The sequence below is a fragment of the Terriglobus saanensis SP1PR4 genome (assembly GCF_000179915.2).
GTDB lineage: Bacteria > Acidobacteriota > Terriglobia > Terriglobales > Acidobacteriaceae > Terriglobus > Terriglobus saanensis.
The window spans coordinates 2,386,816-2,413,222 of sequence record NC_014963.1; the positions used below are offsets into that span (position 1 = coordinate 2,386,816).

22 protein-coding genes are annotated in these 26,407 nt (G+C 57.5%); 9 read left to right on the forward strand and 13 right to left on the reverse strand.

Annotation, left to right across the window (positions count from 1 at the left end; genetic code table 11):
* From hpnA to ACIPR4_RS09940, 8 genes are all read right to left on the reverse strand, one after another.
* Nucleotides 1–1,011 carry a hopanoid-associated sugar epimerase gene (gene hpnA / locus ACIPR4_RS09905; RefSeq protein ID WP_013568525.1) on the reverse strand — a complete coding sequence of 337 codons (1,011 nt, stop codon included), beginning with the start codon at nt 1,009–1,011 and terminating at the stop codon, nt 1–3.
* A gap of 319 nt (nt 1,012–1,330) precedes the next feature.
* On the reverse strand, nt 1,331–2,101 hold the full coding sequence (locus ACIPR4_RS09910; RefSeq protein WP_013568527.1) for an SDR family NAD(P)-dependent oxidoreductase: 771 nt from the start codon (nt 2,099–2,101) through the stop codon (nt 1,331–1,333).
* A gap of 387 nt (nt 2,102–2,488) precedes the next feature.
* Complete coding sequence (locus ACIPR4_RS09920; RefSeq protein WP_041586616.1) at nt 2,489–2,938, reverse strand: hypothetical protein; 450 nt, start codon at nt 2,936–2,938, stop codon at nt 2,489–2,491.
* A 90-nt stretch (nt 2,939–3,028) separates the two neighbouring features.
* A complete protein-coding gene (gene hpnH / locus ACIPR4_RS09925; protein WP_013568529.1) occupies nt 3,029–4,177 on the reverse strand; it encodes an adenosyl-hopene transferase HpnH in 1,149 nt (382 codons plus the stop codon).
* Nucleotides 4,178–4,260: 83 nt separating this feature from the next.
* Complete coding sequence (locus ACIPR4_RS23310) at nt 4,261–4,386, reverse strand: hypothetical protein (RefSeq protein ID WP_013568530.1); 126 nt, start codon at nt 4,384–4,386, stop codon at nt 4,261–4,263.
* A gap of 11 nt (nt 4,387–4,397) precedes the next feature.
* On the reverse strand, nt 4,398–6,479 hold the full coding sequence (gene shc / locus ACIPR4_RS09930) for a squalene--hopene cyclase (protein ID WP_013568531.1): 2,082 nt from the start codon (nt 6,477–6,479) through the stop codon (nt 4,398–4,400).
* A gap of 30 nt (nt 6,480–6,509) precedes the next feature.
* A complete protein-coding gene (locus ACIPR4_RS09935; protein WP_049781121.1) occupies nt 6,510–7,529 on the reverse strand; it encodes a 4-hydroxy-3-methylbut-2-enyl diphosphate reductase in 1,020 nt (339 codons plus the stop codon).
* 325 nt (nt 7,530–7,854) lie between these two features.
* A complete protein-coding gene (locus tag ACIPR4_RS09940) occupies nt 7,855–9,627 on the reverse strand; it encodes a DNA repair protein RecN (RefSeq protein WP_013568533.1) in 1,773 nt (590 codons plus the stop codon).
* A 184-nt stretch (nt 9,628–9,811) separates the two neighbouring features.
* On the opposite strand from ACIPR4_RS09940, the gene ACIPR4_RS09945 reads away from it, so the two are divergent.
* The 7 genes from ACIPR4_RS09945 to ACIPR4_RS09975 all read left to right on the forward strand — a co-directional run bounded on the left by ACIPR4_RS09945 (nt 9,812) and on the right by ACIPR4_RS09975 (nt 15,570).
* Nucleotides 9,812–10,600, forward strand: a complete 789-nt coding sequence (locus tag ACIPR4_RS09945) for a MotA/TolQ/ExbB proton channel family protein (RefSeq protein WP_013568534.1) — start codon at nt 9,812–9,814, stop codon at nt 10,598–10,600.
* 25 nt (nt 10,601–10,625) lie between these two features.
* On the forward strand, nt 10,626–11,030 hold the full coding sequence (locus tag ACIPR4_RS09950; RefSeq protein WP_013568535.1) for an ExbD/TolR family protein: 405 nt from the start codon (nt 10,626–10,628) through the stop codon (nt 11,028–11,030).
* A 15-nt stretch (nt 11,031–11,045) separates the two neighbouring features.
* Nucleotides 11,046–11,825, forward strand: coding sequence for a TonB family protein (locus ACIPR4_RS09955; RefSeq protein ID WP_144312641.1), 780 nt, complete (start codon nt 11,046–11,048; stop codon nt 11,823–11,825).
* Nucleotides 11,826–11,859: 34 nt separating this feature from the next.
* The gene (gene tolB, locus ACIPR4_RS09960; protein ID WP_013568537.1) at nt 11,860–13,194 is read left to right on the forward strand and encodes a Tol-Pal system beta propeller repeat protein TolB; all 1,335 of its coding nucleotides are present in this window, start codon (nt 11,860–11,862) and stop codon (nt 13,192–13,194) included.
* A gap of 65 nt (nt 13,195–13,259) precedes the next feature.
* Nucleotides 13,260–14,033 (forward strand): OmpA family protein, encoded by a 774-nt coding sequence (locus tag ACIPR4_RS09965; protein WP_013568538.1) that lies wholly within the window; start codon nt 13,260–13,262, stop codon nt 14,031–14,033.
* Nucleotides 14,034–14,097: 64 nt separating this feature from the next.
* Nucleotides 14,098–15,042 carry a tetratricopeptide repeat protein gene (locus tag ACIPR4_RS09970; protein ID WP_013568539.1) on the forward strand — a complete coding sequence of 315 codons (945 nt, stop codon included), beginning with the start codon at nt 14,098–14,100 and terminating at the stop codon, nt 15,040–15,042.
* 33 nt (nt 15,043–15,075) lie between these two features.
* Nucleotides 15,076–15,570: a hypothetical protein gene (locus ACIPR4_RS09975; RefSeq protein WP_013568540.1), complete on the forward strand. Its 495-nt coding sequence runs from the start codon at nt 15,076–15,078 to the stop codon at nt 15,568–15,570.
* Nucleotides 15,571–15,634: 64 nt separating this feature from the next.
* On the opposite strand, the gene carB is transcribed toward ACIPR4_RS09975, so the two are convergent.
* The 3 genes from carB to ACIPR4_RS09990 form a co-directional block, all read right to left on the reverse strand.
* Nucleotides 15,635–18,919, reverse strand: coding sequence for a carbamoyl-phosphate synthase large subunit (gene carB / locus ACIPR4_RS09980; protein ID WP_013568541.1), 3,285 nt, complete (start codon nt 18,917–18,919; stop codon nt 15,635–15,637).
* Nucleotides 18,920–18,994: 75 nt separating this feature from the next.
* Nucleotides 18,995–20,131, reverse strand: a complete 1,137-nt coding sequence (gene carA, locus ACIPR4_RS09985; RefSeq protein WP_013568542.1) for a glutamine-hydrolyzing carbamoyl-phosphate synthase small subunit — start codon at nt 20,129–20,131, stop codon at nt 18,995–18,997.
* A gap of 39 nt (nt 20,132–20,170) precedes the next feature.
* Complete coding sequence (locus ACIPR4_RS09990) at nt 20,171–20,506, reverse strand: Rieske (2Fe-2S) protein (RefSeq protein ID WP_013568543.1); 336 nt, start codon at nt 20,504–20,506, stop codon at nt 20,171–20,173.
* 61 nt (nt 20,507–20,567) lie between these two features.
* Between ACIPR4_RS09990 and ACIPR4_RS09995 the strand changes: the two genes are divergently transcribed.
* Nucleotides 20,568–21,512: an alpha/beta hydrolase gene (locus ACIPR4_RS09995; protein ID WP_013568544.1), complete on the forward strand. Its 945-nt coding sequence runs from the start codon at nt 20,568–20,570 to the stop codon at nt 21,510–21,512.
* 90 nt (nt 21,513–21,602) lie between these two features.
* Nucleotides 21,603–22,028, forward strand: a complete 426-nt coding sequence (locus tag ACIPR4_RS10000; protein ID WP_013568545.1) for a DoxX family protein — start codon at nt 21,603–21,605, stop codon at nt 22,026–22,028.
* A 177-nt stretch (nt 22,029–22,205) separates the two neighbouring features.
* On the opposite strand, the gene ACIPR4_RS10005 is transcribed toward ACIPR4_RS10000, so the two are convergent.
* On the reverse strand, nt 22,206–23,456 hold the full coding sequence (locus tag ACIPR4_RS10005; protein WP_013568546.1) for a DUF1501 domain-containing protein: 1,251 nt from the start codon (nt 23,454–23,456) through the stop codon (nt 22,206–22,208).
* A 182-nt stretch (nt 23,457–23,638) separates the two neighbouring features.
* Nucleotides 23,639–25,822: an alpha-ketoacid dehydrogenase subunit alpha/beta gene (locus tag ACIPR4_RS10010; protein ID WP_013568547.1), complete on the reverse strand. Its 2,184-nt coding sequence runs from the start codon at nt 25,820–25,822 to the stop codon at nt 23,639–23,641.
* Between the last annotated feature and the right edge of the window lie 585 nt (nt 25,823–26,407).

A 26,407-nucleotide genomic window follows, 5' to 3' on the forward strand; every position in this document is an offset into this window, starting at 1 on the left:
CTATGGCGCGCGGTGTTCAAAGGGCGGAGCGTAGCCGTGGGCAACGAACCAATCCATTGCGGCACGGAGCGCCTTGTACACGGGCACCACGTGGAACCCAAGTTCTCGTTCTGCCTTAGCGGAGGACGCATACATCTTCTTGCGACCCATCCGGACCGCCTCTACAGTAGCGCGAGGCTCGCGTCCACGTAGTCTGCCTGTCCAGTTCTCATCGAAGAAGGCGAAGGCCATGGCGACGGCGTGAGGCACCTTCATGCTCGGCGAAGGCAGGCCGGAGATGGCGGACATCTTATCGAGAATCTGCTTGAGGGTGAGATTCTCTCCGCCAAGGATGTAACGTTCGCCGGACCGGCCGTGGTCGAGCGCGGCCACATGCATCCGTGCGATCTCGCTCACATCGACGAGGTTCAGGCCGGTGTCCACGTAGGCAGGAAACTTCTTATTGAGGAAATCAACGACAATGCGGCCAGTCGGCGTCGGTTTGAGATCGCCGGGACCGATGGGAGTGGTGGGATTCAGAATGACGACGTGCTGTCCAAAGCGCGCCGCGGCGATGGCTTCCTGCTCCGCCATGTACTTGGAACGCTTGTAGTGCCCGATCATCGCGTCTTCCGTGACGGGAGTGTTCTCGTCAACGATCGTGCCGTCGGTTTTGAAGCCCATGGTGGCGACGGATGAGGTGTAGACAGCCTTCGGCACGCCCTCCTCACGCGCGAAGCGCAGAAGGTCGCGTGTGCCTTCGACGTTCGCCTTGTACATCTCGTCCGGGTCGGGTACCCAGAGGCGGTAGTCCGCAGCGACGTGCACGATGGCATCGCAGCCAGCGAGAGCTGAGCGAAAGGTCGCAGGATTGCGCAGGTCGCCCAGGATGAGGTCCGCAGGGATGCCCTCAATCGAGGTGAGATTCGAAGTCTTACGGGCGAGAAGACGGAGTTGCGCTCCCTGCGCAGCGTAGGCGCGGGCCACATGCGAACCTACGAATCCGGTGGAACCTGTAAGAAAGACTTTCATTGCGACTCTGAGGATAACGCGCGAAGGCATGTTGCGTTGTGATGGGAACTTTGGGATGAGGAAGAATTTCAGTTAGGATTTCAGAGTGAGGCAAAGGGGAGATTTCTATGAGTTCTGCGATCGATACGCGCCGGTGGTTTGACAAGTACTGGCAGATTTTTCTGGTTGCCTTTGGAATTGGCTTCGCGCTGCTTCTGGCCCTGTACAAGCCATAAACGCGTGGGGACTGAATTCAGCTTGCGGACTGCTTAGGCGTAGCATAGTTTCCTTGTCCTTCCCAGCATCGAAGGACAAGGGTGCGAATTTTCAATTTAGATTGCTAGTGATAGATCGGCGCTCCCAAGGGGCTACTTGTCACGCCACCGTCGACGACAATCTCCGTTCCTTGAATAAAGGACGACTCGTCTGAGGCAAGAAACAATGCGGTGTTCGCAATCTCAACGGGAAGCCCCATACGGCCCAATGGAACTGTTTTCGCCAGCTTTTGATGCAGCCCACTCATCTCTTCCGGAGTAGACGCAAGAATAGACCAGACCTGCGTATCTATAGGACCGGTCGTAATTACATTGACACGAATTTTACGGGGAGATAATTCCGCACCCATCACGCGTGCCATACCGCGTAATGCTGCTTTACATGCGACATACGAGGAGGTGCCTGGAAGTCCGCCTAGAGTGAGATAAGAACTATTGAAGATGATGGAAGCTCCTTCGCGCAGATGTGGCAAGGCAGCCTGTATCAGGAAAAATACCGAAGTAAGATTTACCCTGAGAACTTCTTCAAAGGCCACCACAGAGGTTGCTCCGAGAGGTGTGATACTCGCAATACCTGCATTCGCGAAGATCACGTCTAAGCGGCCAAACCTCTCCACAGTCGCTTGAATCATCTTCTCCATCGCCGGGTAATCCGTGACGTCCACTTGCGTCGCGAGATGATCCGGCCCCAGTTCGACACTTGCCGTATCCAGCGCCTTCTGGTCTCTGCCGGTAATCGACACCTTGGCCCCTTCAGAAACAAACCGCTTGGCGGTCGCTAGCCCGATGCCGTTATTTCCGCCCGTGATCAGGGCCACTTTGTTCCTTAATCTCATGAATACGTTCCTTCTCAAAATCTGCCGATTTACGCCAAGCAGTGTTAACTAGACATTGAATCGGCATAATTATTCCCGAAGAGAAATATGTATTTTCGGATCTGGGCACAAGGCATTTCAAGAGCTGAAGGGGACCACCACAAGCCTCAAACTGCTTGTCTCGTCACATTGAAGAAAACCTTCGCATGCGTCTGCTTTTTACCCTGTTCCATTCGGCACAGGCAAGATATCGAGTACAAACTCTCCACTTCAAGGACAATCTGAGCGCCCGAAGAGATCCACTCCAACTTGCTCTGATGCAAGCGCGGGTCTTGGAAACTTTTCAGGCATCTGGAGAAAGCCCTCTTCTCCTGAGAAGAAGACTTACCGCCATCGCGATCTTCTGAATTAATCGAGCTTTTCGGGCTCGATCTGGATGTTCTTTTCGCCAGCGGCTTTCTTCTCAAAGTATTTCTTGACCCAGGCTTCAAAGGTACGGCCAGCAGCGGTGTCGCGGCCGGTGAAGGCAAGCGCGGCGATTTCTGCGTAGGCTACGTTCGTCTTACCCTGTGCTCCCTTGGTGGCGATGATGCGCACATAGGAGTCGGCCAGCGATGAGCCGTTGCGACGGTCGAAGATATAACCCTCGATCACATTGCCGGATTTAAGGGTGATGGTGACGTCACCGCGGTAGTCGAAAGCTTTTTCTAGAGCTTCGCGGATTTCGGCATCAGTGGCAAGAGCGGGGATCCAGCCTTCGAGGTTCTCGCGCTCGCGGCCTGCCGCTACTTCTTGTTCGTCGGGGTTCTGCTGCTCAAGCTGCTCGATTTTGAGGTGCTCTTGCTGGTCGGTAGCCATCTTGATCTTTTCCCTCAGAGCTTCGCGCCCCGGTGCTTGTGAAATGAAACGGCGCGGCATTCACCGCGCCCCTTCGAAACAGTTCTGGAGCTAGTCCCCTGCTACCAGGTTGCTTTCATGATTGACGGTCGCGGATTCCGCCGAGACAACCGGAGTGCCGATCTGGACAAGCGGGTTATGTGTCGGCTTCCACTCGTTGAGCAGCTTGGTGGCGTGATCGTCCTTGTAGCTGTCGAAGAAGATGGCCTTCGCCGTCTGCATCAGGCCCTTGAAGGAGCCGAAGGTGTAATTCACGCCCGAAGCTTCGTAGCCAGAGTGGACCATGCAGTTGGCGCAGCGCGGATTGCCACTCTCGGTGCCGTAGTTCGCCCACTCGACCTCTTCCATCAGCTGCTTGAAGGAGTCGGCGTAGCCGTCTTGCAGGAGATAGCAGGGCTTCTGCCAACCGAAGATGGAGAAAGTAGGCATACCCCAAGGAGTGCAGGTCAGCTCTTTCTTTCCCATCAGGAATTCCATGAACATGGGCGAAGCGTTGAAGCGCCAGGTCTTCTTGCGGTTCGACAGGATGGAGCGGAAGAGTTTGCGCGAACGGGCGCGACCGAGGAAGTGCTTTTGGTCGGGAGCCTTGTCGTAGGTGTAACCGGGCGAGACCATCATCGACTCAACGCCCGCATCCATCATCTGGTCGAAGTGGCGACGAACCGAGTTGGGATCCGCACCGTCGAAGAGCGTGGTGTTGGTGGTCACGCGGAAACCAGCCTTCACGGCGGCGTGAACGCCTTCCATCGCGATGTCGTATCCGCCTTCACGGCAGACGCCAAAGTCGTGATGCTCACGCTCACCATCCACGTGGACGGAAAAGGAGAGGTACTTTGACGGCGTGAAGAGGTGCAGCTTGTCCTTGAGGAGTAGAGCGTTGGTGCACATGTAAACGTACTTCTTACGCGCGACCAAGCCAGCGACGATCTCCGGCATCTGCGGGTGAAGAAGGGGTTCTCCGCCAGGGATGGCGACCATGGGCGTATTGCACTCTTCAGCAGCACGGAAGCACTCCTCGGGCGTCAGTTCCGCCTTGAGAATATGAGCGGGATACTGAATCTTGCCGCAGCCAGCACAGGCCAGGTTGCAGCGGAAGAGTGGCTCCAGCATCATGACGAGCGGATACTTCTTGCGGCCCATGAACTTCTGCTTCAGGACGTAACTTGCTACGGTCCAGGCTTGCGAGACGGGTACTGCCATAGGTGCGACCTCCGGAGCCGAAGCTCCTCTTGTTACAAACTTTCGATGTATGACGTCGAACCCATACATCTTAGAACCAGGTCTTACTTGAGCTTCAGAACAATCAAACCACTCGGTTGAGCGTAATTCCTGTGCTTTCGATAAGCGACCCAGAGCAGGACGAAATTAAGTACCGTAACGAACCAGTTGAGCCAATGAACTCGGTGCATGGTTCTCTCCGCTATGCAACTTTTTCTGCCGCCTCTTTCTCCATCGCCTTTTTGTAGGTCGTGAGAGCTAGAAGCGGGAAGTACTGCTTATAGAGGTGATAGCCAAGGTAAAAGACTCTTGGAAATCCCGTTCCGGTGTAATAACTTTCGCCGTTGCGTCCGGGAACCAGTTCGTCCCAGCTTCCGTCTTCGTGCTGGCGTTCAATCAGCCAGCGAATTCCCTTGGCCACGGAGTCCGACCGGGTATCTCCGCCAGCAAGCAGGGCAAGTACAGCCCATGCGGTCTGAGAAGGAGTCGAGGGGCCAATGCCCTTCTGAATGGCGTCATCGTACGTGCCGCAGGTCTCGCCCCAGCCGCCGTCGGGGTTCTGCACCATGCGAACCCATTCGGTGGCCTGAAGGATGGGCGTCTCCTGGTGCCACATACCCATGGCTTCGAGGCCGCGGAGGACGAGGAAGGTGCCGTAGAGATAGTTGACACCCCAGCGACCGAACCAGCTTCCATCGGTCTCCTGCTCCCGCAGGATGAACTGAATAGCGGATTCCACACGCTTATCGCGGCGGGTATAGCCGTAGGCGGCAAGCATCTCCAGGATGCGACCCGTGATGTCGACCGTTGGCGGATCGAGCATCGCGTTGTGATCGGCGAACGGAATGTATTGGAAGATCGATTTGGTGTTGTCCTTGTCGAACGCCGCCCAACCGCCATTTTTGCACTGCATCGCGAAGATCCAGTTGATCGCCCGCTCGGTGGCATCGTGCTGATAGCGCTCGCGAGGGTTATCCACAGCCTTGAGGGCAAGCAGAACCTCTCCGGTATCATCGACATCCGGGTAAAATTCATTGTTAAACTCGAAGTACCAGCCACCGGGTTCTACGTTTCGAACCTTCTCTGCCCAGTCACCCTTGTGGCGGACTTCCTTGGAAAGAAGCCAGTCGGCAGCCTTGATCATGAGCGGGTCGGTGCGGGAGATGCCAGCCTCGCCCAGCGTAGAGAGAACCTGTGCCGTGTCCCATACCGGGGAGAAGCAAGGCTGCATACGGAAGGTCGGGGTCGGATAGTCCGGTGTGCCTTCCGGACAGTCAATTCCCAGCTTTTCGAACTCATCCATGGCGCGGATAAACTGCGGGTCGTCCACCGAGTAACCAAGGCAACGCAGAGCGACGATCGCGTTCAACATAGCCGGATAGATGGCACCAAGACCGTCTGTCTTTTCGAAACGCGCGAGCATCCACTTCTCCGCGGCTTTGATGGCCTTGGCGCGGAGTGGGCGGATGTGGACACGTTCGGCCCAATGCATCAGGCGGTCCCAGAAAAGGAAGAAATTTCGCCATCCGAAAAAGCGCTTATCCCAGCGAAGATGCAGGTTGGCATTTTCGCGCCCACCAACAAAGAGCTCGTCGATGCTCTGCTCCGGCGGAAGCTTCTTGAAAGGCTTCTTCGCGTAAATGATCGACAGAGGGACAAGAATCCCACGAGACCAGGAGCTGATCTCGTAGATATTGAAGTAAAACCAGTTGGGAAAGAGAACAATCTCGGGCGGAATAGCAGGCACCGCATCGTAGTCGTACTGGCCCAGAGAGCAGAGATAGATCTTAGTGAAGGTGTTGCACTCTACAACGCCGCCGTGGGCGAGGATCCAATTGCGGGCCTTCTCCATGTAGGGTTCTTCGGTGGAGTGTCCCATCAGCTTGAGAGCGAAGTAGCTCTTCACGCCATAGTTGATGTTCGAGGGACCACCAGGGTAGAGACTCCATCCGCCGTCTTCATTCTGATGACGCAGGATCTCGTTGATGGCGCGCCGCATCTTGCCCTGATCGCCGGTGCCGAGCAAGGTATGGACGTAGATGTAATCGGCCTCGAGCATGACGTCTGCTTCGAGTTCGCCACACCAGTAACCTTCGGCGTCCTGCTGCCCCAGAAGCCAATCGATGGAGGATCTGATGCCTTTTCCGATGGCATCCAGGCCGAGGTCCATACGACCGAAACGCGGCTGAGCTGGGGCCTGTGCCGCTGGCGGAGCGGACGCAGCACGAGCGGCTCTCGCTGCTCTCTGCGCTTCGCTGATGTGATTACCGCCGGGTGTGTCCATTCAATCTCTCTGGTCTGCTTCTGATTCGAATTACGCGCGCGGCTGAGTGATGGCGCCGGGTGCAGAGGCAATGGCCTGGACGATCTCCGGGGGAAGTCCGAAGCGTACATTTTCTGGCATGACTTCGACTTCATCCACGGAGCCGAATCCACGGGATTGTAAATAAGCAACCACTTCTTTTACAAGAACTTCTGGCGCCGAAGCACCCGCCGTCACGGCCACGTTGCCGACACCTTCCAGCCATTCGGGCTGGATATCTTCCGCCTTGTCGATCAGGAAGGAGTTAGTGCCAATGTTTTGCGAGACTTCCACGAGGCGGTTGGAGTTGGAACTGTTCCGCGAACCCACGACCAGAACCAAATCCGCGCCGGGAGCTACCTTTTTTACAGCAGTCTGGCGGTTCTCGGTGGCGTAGCAGATGTCCTGCGCGTGGGGACCGACGATATTCGGAAACTTCTTCTTGAGCGCCTCAATCATGTACTTCGCTTCGTCGAGAGAAAGCGTGGTCTGTGTGAGGTAAGCGACCTTATCGGGATCCGGAACGACCAGAGCGGCTACTTCTTCCACCGTGGAAACGACCTGGGTCACATCGGGCGCTTCGCCCTGGGTGCCTTCGACCTCTTCGTGGTCGCGGTGGCCTACAAGGACAAGAGAGTATCCCTGCTTGGCAAATTTGATGGCTTCTACATGAACCTTTGTGACCAGAGGGCAGGTGGCGTCGATGACTTTCAGGCCGCGGCCTTTGGCGGCTTCGCGGACGGCGGGAGATACACCATGGGCAGAGTAGATCACGCGTGCGCCCGAAGGAACTTCGTCGAGTTCATTGACGAAGATCGCGCCTTTTTTGGCAAGATCGTCGACCACGTAAGAGTTGTGGACGATCTCTTTGCGAACGTAAATGGGAGCGCCAAAGGTATCGAGGGCAATCTGAACAATGTCGATCGCGCGTACGACCCCGGCACAAAAGCCACGAGGCTTAAGCAGAAGGACGTGCTTGTCGACGTTAGCGCCCGGGTTATTGCCGGAAGAGTTAACGTCGGAGGGATCAATCGCAGTAGTCACGCCTTCCAGTATACCGCGTCCTATCCCGAAGAGGGCAGATTCTGAACCATTACTGGTGCAGAACTACACCTCATCCGAGACAAAGGGTATCGGGTTCGTCAGGCCTAGCTGTGGCCGGTGCAGCCAGTGTGCGGACAGTCACAGGCCAGCGTGGTTATATCTTTGACGTCTTCGCAAAACTGCGAGCAGAATTTAGAACCTTCGCGCGCCGTACAGCTACATCCCTCGTGAGCGCATTTTGTCGTATTTGCCATTCAATTCCTCCCAGGCCGCGTGGCGCAGCACATATCGGTGTGATGCAGAATGCGCGACTTCAGGAACCTGAAGCAACGAGGAGCATCTGCTCGGCATGGGCGAGGCTAGTGTCCGTCAGGGTGGCTCCTGAGAGCATCCGGGCGATTTCGGAGACACGTTCAGGCTGCTCCATCTGGCGCACCTGGGTACGCGTCCTGCCCTGCTGCTCTGCTTTTTCGATCAGGAAATGTTGATCTCCGAAGGCGGCAATTTGGGGAAGATGAGTCACGCACAGGACTTGTTGATGCTTGGCCAAGGCCTTGAGCTTCCGACCTACGGCCTCGGCGGCACGGCCGCCAATGCCGATGTCGATTTCATCGAAGACGAGCGTGCGAGGAAGCGCAATCTTGCGCTTCCTCCCTGCACCGTCCTCGACCGATACCTTGAGCGCCAGCATGACGCGGGACATCTCGCCGCCGGAGGCAATCTCGGTAAGTGGCTTCAGCGGCTCGCCCGTGTTGGTCGCAATGAGGCATTCAATCTGGTCCCAACCCGCTGCGGTCCAATGTGACGTCTCCTTTTCCGCGTGGACCTTTACGGCGAACCGGACTTTCATGGCGAGGTCGTTGATCTGCTCTTCGGCGAGCTGCTGCAGCTTGATGGCCGCTGCTTTACGGAGCTCGGTAAGATCTTCGGCGCAGGCGCGGTATATGCCCTCTGCCTCGGCAAGCGCCGCCTGCGCGGACGCCAGCGAGGTCGCATGCTGGCGAATGTCCTCTAACTTTGTGGAAACATCTTCGGCATATGCGATGACATCCGCAACGGTTTTTCCATACTTCCGCTTCAATTTGTCGAGTTGGGCGAGCCGATCTTCGATCTCTTCAAGGCGGGCTGGGGACGCGTTGATATTTTCCGCGTAGTCGCGGACCGTCGCGGAGACGTCTTCTACGGCCGCTTTGGCCGAGGCGATCTGCGAGACGGCATCGGCAAATTTGCTGTCGAAGCGGGCAAGCTCTTCGAGATGCTTCTGGGCCGCAGTCAAAGTGGTCTCCGCGGACTTTTCGTCCTCGTAGAGGAGTTCGTTCGCGCTCATGGCTGCGGTAAAGAGCTTTTCCGCATTGGCGAGAATGCGCTTTTCGGTCTCCAGCACTTCGTCTTCGTCGGCGGACTTGATTGCAGCGTCAGTAATCTCCGCGAGTTGAAAGCTCCAGACATCGGCCATGCGCAGGCGTTCCTGCTCGTCGGACGAGAGGCGGTCGAGTTCCGTGCGGGCACTGCGCCAAAGCGTGTATGCGGCATGGGTATTTTCGCCCGCGTCTTCGAGCGACAGCCCCTTCTTAGCCTTCAACTTTTCCTTGAGCGCGGTGGCGGCAATTTTGGAGGTGGGTGGAGCAGAGTTGATGCCAGCGAAACGATCCAGCAGGCCACGCTGCTGCGCCTGGTCGAAGGACGAGAGGGTCTCCGATTGCGCATGAACGAGCGCCAGTTCCGGGGCGAGTTGCTTGAGAACCGTGACCGTCGCGGGCTGGTTATTGACGAAGACGCGTCCTTTACCAGCAGACGAGACTTCCCTGCGAAGGAGGATCTCCGTACCTTCTACATCGATACCGTTGGCTTCGAGAATGAGCTCTGCGCCCGCAGTGGTGTCAAAGACACAGGAGACGACGGCCTTTTCCGCTCCATGGCGCACCACGTCGGACGACGCCTTGCCTCCCAGAAGAAGGGCAAGAGCGTCTACAAGGATCGATTTACCCGCACCGGTTTCGCCGGTAAGCAGGTTGAGACCTGGGCCAAAACTGGCGACGGCGTGGTCGATAACAGCGTAATTTTCTGCGCGAAGCTCGAGCAGCATGCGGAATCCCTTTGTTGGGTGCAGGATAGCAGAGCGAAAGGCAGGCGAACATTGCCGCCTGATGTTCGCCTTTTGCAAAGCCGCCTCTCTAGGACGTTTGGGCGCATCTGCCAAGGTTCATACGCGGCCCTTCGATCATTAGCGTTCAAATTTTCCGACGGGCAAACGGTACACTGAGCGCACGATGGTGGTTTCCCTTTTAGCTTTAGCGCTTCTTCTGCAGGACGACCTGGCGGCCGTTCCGGTCACGGCTGCACCGCAAAACTCCTCCGCATTGTTGGAGATGGTGCACAACAGCGGACCAACGGCACTCACAGTGCTGGTGCTTCTGCTGGTCTGCAGCATCTTTTCGTGGACGATCATGATCACGAAGTGGCAGACCTTCCGCAAGGCGCAGGTTCAGAGCCAGCGATTTCTTCGGGCCTTTCGTAAATCCACTCGTCTGGGTGAAATTGCAACAGTCGCGGACCAGTTCAAACCTAGCCCGTTGGTCGCCGTCTTTACGGAGATCGCGGATGAGTATCAGCGGCAGACGGGCGGACGCGGTTTGCCGAGAAATCCGCAAGGGCTGGAGCGCGCGGCTCAGACAGCTGCCAGCGAAGCGCTTTCCGGCATGGAAAGCCGTCTGACCTGGTTGGCGACCATCGCCGCAGCGGCCCCGTTTATCGGTCTCTTCGGAACGGTGATGGGCATCATCGATGCGTTTCACGGCCTCGGCACGGCAGGTGCAGCAACGCTGCGGGCGGTGGCTCCCGGTATCTCTGAGGCGTTGATTACGACTGCGGCGGGTCTCGTCGTCGCAGTTCCTGCGCTGGTGGGCTACAACCAGTTCGCTGCGCGGTTACGGGATATGGGCGGACGTATGGACGATTTTGCGCGCGAACTTTTGAACGCGATTGAAAACGCCGCTGCTGCTCCTCCAGCCGCGCCCCCTGCAGCAGAAGAACAGCGTCGCCGCACCACAACGTTCTAGGCCGACAGAGTTACGGAGAGTTTCCATGGCATTTTCAAGCGGCGGTCGAACGCACTCCTCGCTGGCGGACATCAACATCACGCCGCTGGTCGACGTGGTGCTGGTGCTTCTGCTGATCTTCATGCTGACGGCGCCAGTGCTGCAGAGCGGAATCGATGTAGCGGTTCCCAAGACCCGGACTGTGAATCAGCTCACCGAAGAGCGCACCGTTGTGTCGATCGATAAAGAACAGAGAGTCTTTCTGCAGGACAAGCCGGTCAATGTCCACGATCTCCCTTCCCTTCTTCGCTCAGGAAATCCTGCGAAGAAGGTCATCTACCTGCGGGCGGATGAGAAGGTTCCCTTTGGAGCGTTTGCCAGTGTGATGGACGCGGTGAAGCAGGCAGGCATTACCAACATCAGCATCGTGACCCGCCCACTAACGGAGTAGCAGCCCTTGCCGACGATGACCGAAAAGAAACGCGAGGACAAAACCGGAGCCAGTCTGGTGACGGCGCTTGTGCTGCACGGCGTTGCGTTCGGTGTGATTGTGGGTGCGGGAGCTTTCTTTCATAAAAAGGGCGATAGTTGGGGCGACCGGTCCGAACAGGCGACCGCCATCCAGGCCACCATGGTGAGTGCTCTCCCTCTTCCACCGAAGCAGCCAGTCAAGGATGACAGTGTGCTGGCCTCGGAGACTCCGTCCCCCGCGCCGATCACAGCGAAAGAGAAGGTCGAACCGCCGCCCTCTCCGAAAGATGTTCCCATCGTCGTGAAGAAGCCGGTCAAGATACCCCCCAAAGTCGCCGAAAAGCCGACACCTGTGGTGCAGAGGCCGCAACCGACGAAGCCCGTTCCAGACCGCGCCCAGACGGGCGAAACAGGCGGTGTCAAAGTCGCCATGAGCGCTGTGGATACTAAAGTCGGTACGGCTTCAACGAATGTGACGGACTCTGCATTTGGACAGCGGTATGCGTATTACGTGAAGCAGCTCACACAAAAAGTAGCGCAGCAGTGGTATACCGCAACACTGGACAAAAGTGCGCCAGGACACCGTGTGTACATTACTTTTCGTGTAGAGCGGGATGGCACGCCCTCGCAGATCCAGATCGCCAAACCAAGCGGGGATGCTTCGCTGGATCAGAGCGCGATCCGCGCCTTGCAGCATATCGATACCTTCGGGCCCCTTCCGGATGGGTATTCGGGAAGCTACATCAACGTGCAGTACTACTTCGATCCTAAGTAACAGTGAGCCCAGGAACGACTATCATGAGAGGTGTATGAGTTCTCGCCTAAGCAAGTATGTGATGTGGATGGTCGTCGCCTTTGCCGCGTTCTCGCGGTACGGGTCTGCGCAGGATAATGTTTTTACAGGCACGGAAAAGGGCGTGGATCGCATCCGCGTTGCGGCAGCTGACTTCAAACCCTTCAGCGCTGATTCCGCGGCACTGAAGGCGACCTTCGATTCGGTTCTCTACGCCGATCTGGCGCAGGCAGGAATCTTTGATCTCGTATCGAAGAGCCTGTTGCCGCAACTGACGCCGGGTGCTCCCAGCGAGATGAACGTCACACAGTGGAGTGCTAATCCCACGAACGCCGCGATGGTGGCCTTCGGCTCGCTCGGCATCAAGAGCGGACGCCTGATCGTCAATGGCTGGCTTTTCGATGCCAAGAACACGCAGTATCCGCAGGTGCTGGGAAAGCAGTACGCCGAAGACGCCAACGACAACAGCGCCCGTGAGATCGCCCACAAATTTGCGGATGAGATCATCCTTCGCCTGGGCGGTGGAATCCCCGGCATCGCCGAAACCAAGATCGTTTATGTCCATGGCGGATCGGGCAGTAAAGAGATCTGGATGATGGACTACGACGGTGCGAATCCTCATCCGGTCACGCATCTCGGAACGGTGTCTCTCTCTCCACGCATCTCTCCGGACAACTCTCGAATCGCATTTTCGTCGCTCGGACGCGAAGGGTTTCAGATTCGGGTGTTCTCGCTGCTGTTGAACCGCATGATTGCGTTCCCTGCAGCCGCTGGCACGAACCTTTCCCCCGCATGGAGCGCGAACGGGGCGCAGATTGCCTATTCGTCGTCTCGCTCAGGTGATCCCGAGATCTGGATTGCGGATTCGAATGGCAGCGGACCTCGCCGCGTCACGAGCTTCCGCGGACCGGATGTTTCTCCAGTCTGGAACCCGAAGACGGGTTCACAGATTGCGTGGATCAGCGGACGAACCGGTTTGCCCCAGCTTTATACGATGGATGCAGACGGTGCAGGCGTCACGCGCATGACGGACGGCGGCTACGCTACTTCCCCGTCGTGGTCACCGAATGGCCAGTTTTTGACCTTCGCCTGGGACCGCAAATATGGCCCCGGCGCCCCTGGTGGGCAGGACATCTACGTCATGGAGATCGCAAGCAAACGCTGGATCCAGTTAACGCACGATACGGGCCGGTGCGACTTCCCGTCGTGGTCGCCCGATGGACGGCACATCGTCTATGCGAGTAATGCTGGTGGTCGCTGGGAGATTTGGACCATGCTGGCGGATGGAACGCAGCGCCACAAACTCAGCACCAACGGTGCGAACGATATGCCGAACTGGAGCTGGAAGTAAGTAAGATTGAATACGAACGCGGCTTGCCGCCACACAAATCTCGCTTCTGCGGAGGAAAGACAAAGATGACCGAAACAAAGATGATGGCAACAGGGGTACGACGGAATGCACTGATGGCTCTTGCCCTTGGAGCAATGGTTCTCAGCGGATGCCACAAAAAGGCCAGCGCTCCCCCACCAGCGCCGTTGCCCAGCACCGCATCGACCGACAGTGTTCCGACGGCGACGCTCACTGCGGATCCCGCGTCCATCGATCTCGGCCAATCAGCAGTTTTGAACTGGCGCACACAGGGTGCGACCACTGTCTCCATCGACGGAATCGGCAATGTGAACCTCAATGGCACGCAGACGGTCACACCTTCTGCTTCCACAAACTTTCATCTAGTGGCCAAGAACGATGCTGGCGGAGTCACCGAGGCGAATGTTCGCGTCACCGTTCGTGTTCCAGTGGCACCGACGGCGGACACCAGCAACCAGGGTGACATGGGACCCGAAGCTGAGTTCCATCAGAACGTACAGGATGTCTTCTTCGACTACGACAGCTACGACCTGCGCCTGGATGCCGGCGCGTTGGCCCAGCGTGCTGCGTCTTATCTGGCTGCGCATCCGGCGATCAAGGTCGTCATCGGCGGTTATTGCGATGAGCGCGGATCGGCGGAGTACAACCTGGCGCTCGGTGAGAATCGTGCCAATGCTGCGAAGACCGCTCTGGTTACCGCAGGCGTAAGCCCGAACCGGTTGCGCGTGATCTCGTACGGCAAGGAAAAGCAGTTCTGTACGGAGCAGAATGAAACCTGCTACCAGCAGAACCGGCGCGCTCAGTTCTCGCTCGATCGCTAAAAGCATCATGGTGGCGTGAACCTTTACGGTTCGCGCCACCCGTAAAGAACACTGAGGCATGGCCATGAAGAAGAGGATCTATCTTGTCCCGGCGCTGGCACTGGCGCTGCTGTGTGTACGACCGATGCATGCCGTCAATCGCGACATGGTGCAGTTGCAGACGCAGATCCAGCAGTTACAGGATTCTGTTGCCCGCCTGCAGCAATCCAACGACGAACGTATGGGAGTTCTGAAGGATCTCGTACAACAGACCGCCGACAGCGTGAATCGCATGGCCTCCACCGTGGACGCGCTGCAGAAGCACGTCAGCGCGCAGCAGGATGCGGAAGGCGCGAAGGTGGACACGGTTTCCGGACAGGTCCAGAGCCTGAATGATTCTGTTGACGAACTCAAAGCGCGCCTTGGACGGATCGAGAAAGCACTCGCCGACATCCAGAGCACGCAGCAGAGCGTGAACGCGAAGCTGGACTCCGCCGCTCCTGCGGCTGGAACGCCCGCTCCGGCATCTCCCTCAGATTTCTCTGCGCCTCCCCCAAGCGGAAAGAAAGGCGCCACGCGAGTTGATCCCGTCGCGGCCGCACCGGTTGAACAGCAACCTGCGCAGCCTGCAGCCCCCCCGCTCCGCGACCTGTACCAGACCGCTTATGGTGATTTCGTGGGTGCCAAGTACACGCTCGCTTCCGCCGAGTTTGGTGATGTAGTGAAGTTTTATCCGGACGATCCCCTCGCCGGGAACGCCTATTTTTACCTTGGTGAAATTGATTACAAGGCAGGCAAGTTCAACTCTGCAGCAAAGAACTACGATCACGTCCTGGAGCAGTATCCTGGCAATGCAAAGATTCCGGTATCGCATCTGCGCAAGGGCCAGTCTCTGATCGCCCTGAAGCAGAATGAAGCGGGCATCCGTGAACTGCGATCGCTCATTCAGCGCTTCCCTAACTCGCCGGAAGCAACGCAGGCGCGCAGCAAACTCAGTGCCATGGGAGTTCCGAGCACGGCAAGGCGTTAGACATTCGTGTGAGTCGTTTCCTGTGAGGGCAATATGGCAGAAGGCGTAGAGATTCGTGGAAACAAATCTTTGCCCGATCTGGGCCGGGAAGCTCTTTCGTTTACGTTCCATACCCTCTTTGCGGTGCTGGCCCTGGTTCTTGTTGTCGGGACGTTCGCTCTTTTTCATGCTCCGGACGATTCGTCCGCTCCAAAACTGCTCTGCACCGGACTAGCGTTTCTTGTTCCTATGTTGACCGGTTTTCTGATGATGAAGGTTCGTCCAAACCCCGTCGCATCCTATGTATGGATCTCGGGCATGATCATATTCTCGCTGGTCTGCGTCTGGGTGCTCGATCTGCCCACGGGGAACGGCCTCTGCAACGACTGCGGGGCCTTTGACAAGCTTTGGCGCACCTTCTTCTCCATCGATCACAACAGCGGCCTGATGGCGGGCGATGGGCTGCTGATCGGCACGTGGACGCCACTGGCGATGATCGGATATGCCGTGGGAGCCAAGTTCGGTTTTACCGAAGAAGAAGCAATCTAGACTTACTCTGCAAACAGAAAAGCCCGGCATGCCGCCGGGCTTTTCTGTTTGTGATATGAGGTTGTTATGCAGGCAGCAGGTGTTCCGCGTGGAGCGCCTGGAGTGCCACTACGCGCGTCTGTTGCCGTTGCAGGGACTCAATGCCGTCGGCGGCTGCGCGGCCCGCTGCAATCGTCGTAATGGTGGGAATACGTCCCAGCACAGCCGCGCGGCGGATAGCCTTCTCGTCGAAGATGGCATCCTGGCCCTGCGGCGTGTTGATGATGAGCTGAATGCGATCGCCCTTGATGAGATCGACCACGTTCGGTCGGCCTTCCATCACCTTATGCACACGCTCGACCTGCAGACCTGCGTTTTCCAGCCTGTCCGCCGTGCCGTGCGTTGCCACAATGTGGAAACCCATTTCGACGAACTGCTTCGCCAGGGGGACGATGGCATTTTTATCGCGCTGGTTGATGCTGAGGAAGACCGTACCCTTCGTCGGAAGGTTCTGACCCGCGGCGATCTGCGCCTTGGCGAAGGCTTCGCCAAAGTTGTCGGCTACACCCATCACCTCTCCCGTAGACTTCATCTCCGGTCCGAGAACCGTGTCGACGCCCGGGAATTTGGCCCATGGGAAGACAGGAGACTTCACGAAGAAGTACGAGCCGGTGGAGAGGTCTTCTCCCGACTTTACGTTGTCCGGTAGGAACTCTGTGAGCTTGCGACCCGTCATCAGACGCGATGCAATCTTCGCCAGTGGCACACCGGTCGCTTTGGAGACGTAAGGCACCGTGCGGGACGCGCGGGGATTGACTTCGATCACGAAGACCTTCCCACGCTGAATGGCGAACTGAATGTTCACCAGGCCGATCACGCTCAGAGCCATCGCCAGCTTGCGTGTGTAGACTCGGATCTGGTCGAGGACTTCCTTGCTGAGATCGACCGCCGGGAGAACGCACGAGGAGTCACCGGAGTGAATACCGGCCTCTTCAATGTGTTGCATGATGCCTGCGATGACGACATCCGTACCGTCACAGAGCGCGTCGACGTCGACTTCAGTCGCATCTTCGAGGAAGTGGTCGATCAGTACCGGACGCTCCTGCGAATATTCGATGGCGGTGGACATGTAGTTGCGCACGCCTGCTTCGTCGTACACAATCACCATGGCGCGCCCACCGAGAACGTACGAGGGACGCACGAGCACAGGGTAGGTAACGCGATCCGCACCCGCAATGGCTTCTTCGATGCTGGTCGCCATTGCGCCCTGAGGCTGCGGGATGCCAAGCTCTTCAATTAGTTTGCCGAAGCGCTTGCGATCTTCTGCGAGGTCGATGGACTCCGGCGAGGTGCCGATGATGGGAACGCCAGCGGCCTTGAGAGGCAGGGAGAGGTTGAGCGGCGTCTGTCCGCCGAACTGCACGATCATACCGATCTCTGCGCCCGAGCTTGCCTCATGGTGATAGACCGCGAGGACATCTTCCAGCGTGAGCGGCTCGAAGTAAAGGCGGTCCGAGGTGTCGTAGTCAGTGGAGACCGTCTCGGGATTGCAGTTGACCATGATGGTCTCGTAACCGTCTTCGCGGAGAGCGAAGGCAGCGTGGCAGCAGCAGTAATCGAACTCAATGCCCTGGCCGATACGATTCGGGCCGCTTCCGAGGATAATGATCTTCTTGCGGTTCGTCGGCGTTGCCTCATCTTCCTCGTCGTAGCAGGAGTAGAGGTAAGGAGTGAACGATTCGAACTCCGCAGCGCAGGTATCGACGAGCTTGAAGACCGGCATGACGCCAAGCTTTTTCCGCAGGTCGCGGATCTTGCCCGTGGCATCTTTGCCTTCAATCTGCAGTGAACTTGCGATGCGCTCGTCGCTGATGCCCATACGCTTCGCAGAGCGCATATCGTCATATGTCAGCGTCTCCAGCGTCTTGCCCGCAAGGCCGCCGATCTCGTCGGAGATCTGCTTCACCTGGTACAGGAACCATGGGTCCATTCCTGTGAGGCGAGCGACCTCGCGCACAGACATGCCCCGTTCGAAGGCATAACGAACGTAAGTCAAACGATCAGGATGCGGTGTGACCAGACGCTGGGTGAGGCGGCGGGGGTCAACGTCCGCAGCAGTGGCTTTCTTTCCTGTCTCGAGCGAGCGGACGGCCTTCATCATCGCTTCTTTGAAGGTGCGGCCAATGGCCATCACTTCGCCGACGGACTTCATCTGCGGGCCGAGATCCTCGTTGGCTCCTGGGAACTTTTCAAACTGCCACTTCGGAATCTTGACGACGACATAATCGATCGTCGGTTCAAAGCAGGCCGGTGTGGCCTTGGTGATGTCGTTCTGCAACTCATCGAGCGTGTAACCGACGGCGAGGCGCGCGGCGATCTTCGCAATGGGAAAGCCAGTCGCTTTCGATGCAAGCGCGGATGAGCGCGAGACGCGCGGGTTCATCTCGATGACCGTCATGCGTCCATTCGCAGGGTTCACCGCAAACTGCACGTTGGATCCGCCGGTTTCCACGCCGATCTCACGGATGACGCGGATGGCGGCATCACGCATGCACTGGTACTCACGATCGGTAAGCGTCTGCGCCGGAGCAACGGTGATGGAGTCGCCCGTATGGACACCCATGGGATCGAAGTTTTCAATCGAGCAGATGATGATGACGTTGTCCGCAAGATCGCGCACCACCTCGAGCTCGTACTCTTTCCAACCGAGGACGGACTCTTCCAGGAGACACTCGCCTACGGGCGAGAGATCCAGACCACGCGCGAGAATCTCGGTGAGTTCTTCGCGGTTGTAGGCGATGCCGCCGCCCGATCCGCCCAGCGTAAACGAGGGGCGAATGACTGCGGGGAAACCGATCTTCTGCGTGAAGTCGAGACCGTCGCGCAGGTTGTTCACCAGTACGGAGCGCGGCATGTCGAGACCGATCTTATTCATCGCGTCTTTGAAGAGGAGACGGTCTTCCGCCTTCTTGATCGCGTCCAGCTTCGCACCGATGAGTTCGACATTGTACTTTTCGAGGATGCCGGTGTCGGCGAGATCTACGGCGAGGTTGAGCGCAGTCTGTCCGCCAACGGTGGGCAGCACAGCAAAGACGCCGGGTTTGCCGCTCTCGACGAGCATCTCACTCTCCACGCGAAGAATCTCTTCGACATAGCGAGGCGTTAGCGGTTCGATATAGGTACGGTCGGCGACCTCAGGGTCGGTCATGATCGAGGCGGGGTTCGAGTTGACGAGGACGACCTCGTAACCTTCAGCCTTCAGGGCCTTGCAGGCCTGCGTACCAGAGTAGTCAAACTCGGCGGACTGGCCGATAACGATGGGGCCGGAGCCGATGACGAGGATCTTCGCGATGTCATTTCTGCGTGGCATTCTTTTTTTACTTACTCCAGGATTCTTTTGCTCGTGCAGGATGGAAGCTCAGAAAAAGGGGCATCCTTGGATGCCCTACTTCTTCCACTCTTCCATCATCTTGCGGAAGTCCTTGAACAGATAATGCGAGTCGTGCGGTCCCGGCGACGCCTCCGGATGATACTGCACGCTGAACATTGGGTGCTCGTTGTGCTTCAACCCGGCGCACGTCTGGTCGTTCAGGTTGACGTGCGTCACCGAAACATCAGAGCCAAGAGATTCAGGATCGACCGCATAGTTGTGGTTCTGCGAGGTGATCTCGACCTTGCCTGTCTCCAGATTTTTGATCGGATGATTCGCGCCATGATGGCCGAACTTGAGCTTGTAGGTATTCCCACCCAGGGCGAGACCGAAGAGCTGGTGTCCAAGGCAGATGCCGAACATCGGTGCCTTGCCTGCAAGGTCGCGAATGTTCTGCTGCGCGTAGTCCAGCGGTTCAGGATCGCCCGGACCGTTCGAGAAGAAGATCCCGTCCGGATTCATGGCGAGCACGTCCGCTGCAGAAGTCTTCGCAGGAACTACGGTCACGGTGCAGTTTTCGCGCGCCAGCATGCGCAGAATGTTCTGCTTGATGCCGAAGTCGTACGCGACCACATGCATCTTCTTGCCGTCGGTGCTGATGGAATCCGGAAGAAACTTGTCCCCGGTTTCGTTCTTCGCATCGTTGCTGTCGAAGGTGTACTTCTCCTTCGTCGAAACGATCGAGGCGAGATCGGTTCCATCCATCTTGCGAATGGATTTTGCCTTGGCAACAAGTGCCGCTTCGTCCGTCGAAATCGTGGAGAGTACGCCACGCATGACGCCGAAGTTGCGGAGATGCCGCACCAGAGCGCGTGTGTCGATGTCTGTAATGACAGGAACACCGGTGCGCTCTAGATATTCATCGGCAACTTCGGTAGAGCGCCAGTTCGAGGAGATGGGCGAAAATTCGCGCGTGACCAGGCCTTCAATATAGGGACGCACACTCTCGCTATCCAAGGGTGACGTTCCGTAGTTGCCTATCTGTGGGTTTGTGAGAACGACTATCTGTCCGGCGTATGAGGGATCCGTGAAGATCTCCTGATAGCCAGTGAGGGCAGTATTGAAAACGACTTCGCCGGAACGTTCGGCAGGCGCGCCGAAACCTTTTCCGCGAAATATGCGCCCGTCTTCGAGCGCCAAAATGGCTAGCATTGCCTCTCCAGAGGAGTGGATTCAATCGATTCTAACAGGCTATTCCGGGAGATCGAAACCGCCGACCACAATCTGCACAACTTCGCCTTCGATACGGACGGGATAAACATCCACCGAGGCCTTCTCTGGCGGGTCTGCGATACCGGTTTTCAGGTTAAAGGCCCAAGCGTGCCAAGGGCAGACGATGGCCTCTCCCTCAATCCATCCCTGCCCCAGCGGGCCCTGGCGATGTGGGCAGATATTGTTCACGGCAGCAAGCGTCCCGTTCACATTGGCAAGGCAAATATCGATGCCTTCCTCATGCAGATTGCACTCGATCGCTGCACCGGGCTTGGGGGCCTCGCTGATCGAGCAAAGCGTCTTCCACTGCGACATGTCTTTCTCCACCTTCAAGCTTACCGCTGCGGATGGGATACTACGAGGAACGAGGTGCAGCTTGGCGAAAGAAGATCGTTCACGGGTGAAGGAAGGTGCAGGTGCGGCTCCGGAGCTGATCGACCCACTCTGGCTACTCAAGATGGTGGGGATCGTGATCGGCCTGGCGCTGGTCTGCGGCTATCTGACCATGGCGGGCCTTTTCTGGCAGGGAGCATGGCAGCTTGTGCTGCATCCTGTCCGCAATACCGCACAGCTGCAGATCCCAGGCATCAAGACAGAAGAAATTCGCTTCGCAGCCGACGAGGCAGGACGTCCGCAACTTCAGGGCTGGTGGTTGTCTTCCAGCCCAGTCTCCGCGTACGCCGTACTCTATCTCCGTGGAGGAGAAAGTTCTCTTGCGATCAACGACGAGGACAAGCGCAATCTTCTGCGTTTGCATGCAGCGGGTCTGGGCGTCTTCGCCTTCGACTATCGAGGATATGGCGACAGCGCCATCCTCAAGCCGAGCGAGGAGCATATGCAACAGGATGCCGCTGCTGCCTTCGATTTCCTGACACAGCAGCGTGGCTTTCTGCCGGATCACGTCCTCTTGTTCGGCACGGGCATCGGGGCGTCGTTGGCTGCCACAAGTTCACTGATTCACACCTCCGTTGCAGGCTTAATTTTGGATCAGCCGGATACGACGCTCCTCCGTAGAGTGCAGGAGGATGGCAGAGCCCGCGTCCTGCCAGTCAGCCTTCTCTTTCGTGACCGCTTTGAAGTAGCCGCTCCTCTGCACCGCAGCCTTCCGCCGAAGCTGCTCATCACAACGGAAGCTACGCAGGGGAACGCGCAGACGGCGAATGACAAAGCAACTCACGCCGCCTTTGATACTGCCGCTTCGCCCAAGAACATCGTCATCATGATGCCGGGCGCGGGGCTGCAGGCACAAAAAGACGAAGCGCTGCGTAGATTCCTCGATACGTATGTTCCCTCCGCACGCTCTAGCCCACTCTTGCGATAAACGAAGGCGATTGGCAAAGTGGCTTCCTTACTTTGAAAAGTGTCTGCCTGCGATCTTATGCAGCCTTAAACTTGCAGGCGAGGTAACGGAATGCGCAGATGGTTGGACAATATGCAGCCTTGGGGAGCGTTTCTGCTCCGCATCGTACTTGGCGTCACGATGGTGTATCACGGCTGGAATAAGGTCGTTCCGACAGGCGGCTTTCACGGTGGCAATACCTTCTCGGCGATTGATCGCTGGGGCCACACCGTCGCAGGCATGGGACTTCCCTATTGGCTTGGCTATATCTCCGCTCTCACGGAGTTCCTCGGCGGCCTTCTCTTGATCTTCGGGCTGCTGACGCGCTTCGCCGCCTTCATGGTTGCGTGCAACATGCTCGTCGCCCTGGTGAAGGTGGATGTACGGCACGGCTATGCAGGCTCCCAATACCCACTCGCTCTTCTCGTCATCGCGCTCATGCTGCTCTTCTACGGTGCAGGCGCAGCGGCGGTGGACCGCAAGGTAGGTTTTGCATAACCGGTGTGCCTGACTTAAAGAAGAGAAGGCCTCCGATATTATGGAGGCCTTTCATAAAGGTAGGAATGGTTAGTGCGGATAGGTGAAGCCAGGGCTGTAGATGGGCGACCCCGGCCTTACTTCTTGGTACAACTACTATGACGCGGTGTAATCGAAAAAGTTGTCCACAAAATGGAACTAAACAATGTTTAAAAAACCATTTTTTGTAAGTTTCGCATTTGGGAATACAAGGTCGAGGTTTTGTGAGCCCAGGGTACGGTAAGCCGCCTCTCCAAGAACCTGCCGAAAGTCCGTCGTGACAGTAAGATCCCTGCCCTCGTTTAGCTGCTCATTTTCCAGACCAGGCCATTTGCCATAGACTTTTCCACCCCTAACGGTGCCGCCTAGAACAAACATCACATTGCCGTGACCATGGTCAGTACCACCCGTCCCGTTTTGGCGGGCCGTCCGCCCGAATTCGCTCATGGAAACAAGCGTGATGTTCTCAGCGCCTTGGCCCATATCTTTCCAGAAAGCTGCGATCGTTTCGGAGAACTCCTTCAAACGATTCGCGAGGCGACCATTGGTGCTGCCCTGCGCCTGATGAGTATCCCAGTCGCCGATATCGGCGAAAGCCGCTTCTACGCCCAGATTCGCCTTGAGAAGCTGAGCAATCTGCTTGAGGCTGTTTCCGAAACTCGTATTTGGGTAGACCACACCATTCGCTGGTTGGTAGTGTGCGGGGTCGGCGGACTTGAGCATCTTGACGGCCTCGAATGTCTCCTGCCCTGTGCCGTGAAGCATCGTATCCGCCGTCTGTGCATACATCTGCTGAAAGGCGGATGAGACTCCAGTATTAGGATTTGCTGCGCGACCGCCGACGGAGAAGTCCTGCACGTTATTGATTGCGATCGCTGGCAGAGTCCCCTGCAGAGTTCGCGGAACCTGAGTACCCAGCGCAACCGCGCGAAACGCCGTCGCCAGCTTTGGATCCATGCGTTCGGCTTGGAGAGCGCGGTTCAACCATCCATCCTGCGTCGATTTGAGACCGGGTGTACCGGATTCCATATAGTCTTGCGCATCGAAGTGCGAGCGCGTCGTATCTGGAGAGCCACAGGCGTGCACTATGGCGAGATGTCCCTGATCGTAAAGAGGTTTGAAGGCTGCAAGCGACGGATGCAGACCGAACTGGCCGTCCAGATCGAGGACTTCATTCGGCTTGATGGCGATCGTCGGCCTCATGGCGTAGTAGTTCTTCTCGCGATACGGAACGACGATGTTGAGACCATCGGCAGCACCGCGCTGAAAGAGAACCACGAGCTTCTTATGATTTGTCGCAGCCGTCGTTGCCTCTGCCAGAACGCTTCGCGTCAGGAAACTCGGGATCGCCGAAGTTCCTACCAGGGCAAGAGCTCCGCCCTTCATAAATCCGCGCCGTGTAACCGCCATTTCGCATCTCCTGAACTGCTTCCGTGCAGACACTACCTAGTGAAGACGCGAATCCGGGAAATATGTTGCCCGTTGCGCCCGTCTCTACATTACTTGCGCGTTATCTCCCTGAAACTCAGGGGAACCCAGAAAGGCACTCGCCACCACAGTAGTTTCCGATATCAGGAATCAGATGGAAAAGCTCAGAACATCGCCAGTTCGGCAACAGCGTTGAAGAGGTCGTCCGGCTGCGGCAAGATCGCGTCTTCCAGAATGGGCTGGTAGGCCACGAAGGTGTCCATCGAAGCCACGCGGCGCACCGGGGCGTCGAGGTCGTAGAAGAGTTCGTCGGCGATCCTGGCGGCGATCTCCGCGCCATATCCCCAACTCATCATGTCTTCATGGGCCACGATGACGCGGTTGGTCTTGCGCACGCTCTCGGCAATCGCCTCGAAATCGTATGGCGCGAGCGAGCGCAGGTCGATTAGCTCCACGCTGATTCCCTTTTCGCGCTCGAGCCGCTGCGCCGCCTGCAAAGCACGAGGCACGACGGCACCGTAGGTCACGATCGTGACGTCCTTGCCTTCGCGGACAGTGTGCGCCTTGCCAAAGGGGATGGCGTACTCCGGTCCGGGATACTGAGCCCGTCCGTAGGTTTCGCGATAAAGGCGCTTGTGTTCGAGGAAAAGCACAGGATCGTCGCAGCGAATTGCAGTACGTAGAAGCCCCGCCGCATCCAACGCGTTGCAAGGCATCACGATGCGTACACCAGGCGTATGCGCAAAGATACTCTCGCCCGACTGTGAGTGATAAATGGATCCACCGGTGAGGTATCCACCAATAGGAACACGCATGACGAGCGGGCAGGAATAGTTGCCGTTGGAACGCCAACGCATCACGCTCATCTCGTTACGCATCTGGTGCATCGCGGGCCAGATGTAGTCGAAGAACTGAATCTCCACGACAGGCTTCATGCCGCGCACGGCCATGCCAATGGCCCGTCCCACGATGTTTGCCTCGGCCAGCGGCGAGTTGAAGACGCGGTCGGAACCGAACTCGGCCTGAAGGCCGGAGGTGAGCTTGAAGACACCGCCCTTCCCCTTCAGTTTGCCGCTCTTCAGATGCTGGTCACGGCTGACATCGGCAACGTCTTCGCCGAAGATGACGATCCGGGAATCCCGCCGCATCTCATCCCGCAACGTGGAATTGATGAGGTCAGCCATCGTCCGCTCGGTCACATCCAGGTTTTCTGCGGGTGCCGTCGCAAACACTGAAGATATCGGCTTGAGCGCTTCGGAGTAGACATGCTTCTCAATGTTCTCAATCGTAGGAAGCGGCGCGAGAAGAGCGTTATCCGCAGCCTGCTGCACCTCGGCAGTAACGTCGCGCTCCAGCGTATGCAGTTCGTCTTCTGTCAGAATCCCGTTTTGCAGGAGATGTACCTGCATCCGCGAGATGGGGTCGCGCAGCGCGTCGGCTTCCAGCTCCTCCGCCACGCGGTAGAGCCGTTCATCATCCGAGAGCGAATGCGAATACGGGCGGATGACGTGTCCATGCACCAAGGCAGGCCCTTTGCGCGCACGGCAGTATGCCACCGCCCTCTGCATCGCCTCATAGCTGGCAATAGCGTCGGTACCGTCGACTTCTTCGAAATGGAAGTTCGGGAAGTTCGCAACCAAACGAGAAATGTTTCCGCCGGGAGTGTTCGTCTCAACCGGCGTAGAGATCGCATAGCCGTTATCTTCCACCACAAAGATGATGGGCAGCTTGGCGTTGGACGCAGTATTCAAAGCCTCCCAGAACTCTCCCTGGGAAGTCGATCCCTCGCCGACAGAGGCATAGACGACCTCGTCGCTATGAAAAGTAACGTTCTTGAACTTCCTGTAGTCGCCGTCGCCAAACTCCCCTGCTGCGGCTGCCTCCGGGTGCTTCGTAAAATAGACGCCTGCTTCGGCGCATCCGACACCATGCAGAAGCTGGGTCGCGGTCGAAGAGGAGGGGCTGACAATGTGGAGCCGCGTATTCGTCCAATGCGAAGGCATCTGGCGTCCGCCGCTGGCCGGATCGTCCGCGCCAACGGCCTGCAGAAGCTGGTCTTCCACGGTATTTCCCAGAGCCAGGCAGATGGCGCGGTCGCGATAGTACGGAAAGAACCAGTCATATCCGGGCTTCATCGCCATGCCGGCCGCGACCAGCAGAGCTTCGTGGCCCGCGCAGGAGATCTGAAAATAGATCTTCTGCTGGCGTTTGAGCAGGATCTCGCGATCGTCCGTCTTGCGAGACAGGTACATCAGTCGATAGAACGCCACCAACTGCTGCCGCGTAAGCGGAGCAGCCGTCTCTTCTGGTGCGCTCACCTCAGCGCTCGGGTTCGTCTTGGTCGCCATAAATGCCCTTACAGATTGTAAGACGAAACTCTTCCCCGAGAAGGCCCAGGATCTATCGCGCCGGCTGTTGGGTCCGCAAAGCCCTCGCCAGGCTTTCAATTTGGGCGGCTTCCTGGACAACCGGAATCGACAGCTCAAACCGCTGAGTTTTTTGCACATTTCCCTGCAACTGCAGCGAAAGCAGGAGAAGCCGGTGAACTTCTGTATGGAGTGCCAGTTCGGAAGCCGTTCTTATGGGCGGCTGATCCGTCTGCCCTAAGGCAAGGGAAGAAGCGAAACCGAAGAAGAGGAGGAAACGCATAACCCTATTCATTGCCTCATCCTGTCCTTGACATTTCGGGCTAGCTTTTCGATTTCCTGCAGGGTGCGAAGATCGTCCGCATTAGGAACTGCGTGGCCCTTCAAATTATCTTCCAGCTGCCTGCAGAGGAGAACCAGCCGGTTCGTGTCCGAAATCATTTTCTGGTGCAGCTCCATTTCGCGTGCGCGTACTTGTGTGGCTCGCATACGCTCTCCGGCCAGATCGGGTTCTGGGCCACGGATCGGAACGCTGGGGCTTTGCTGGTTGTACCCAGGCTGTTGCGG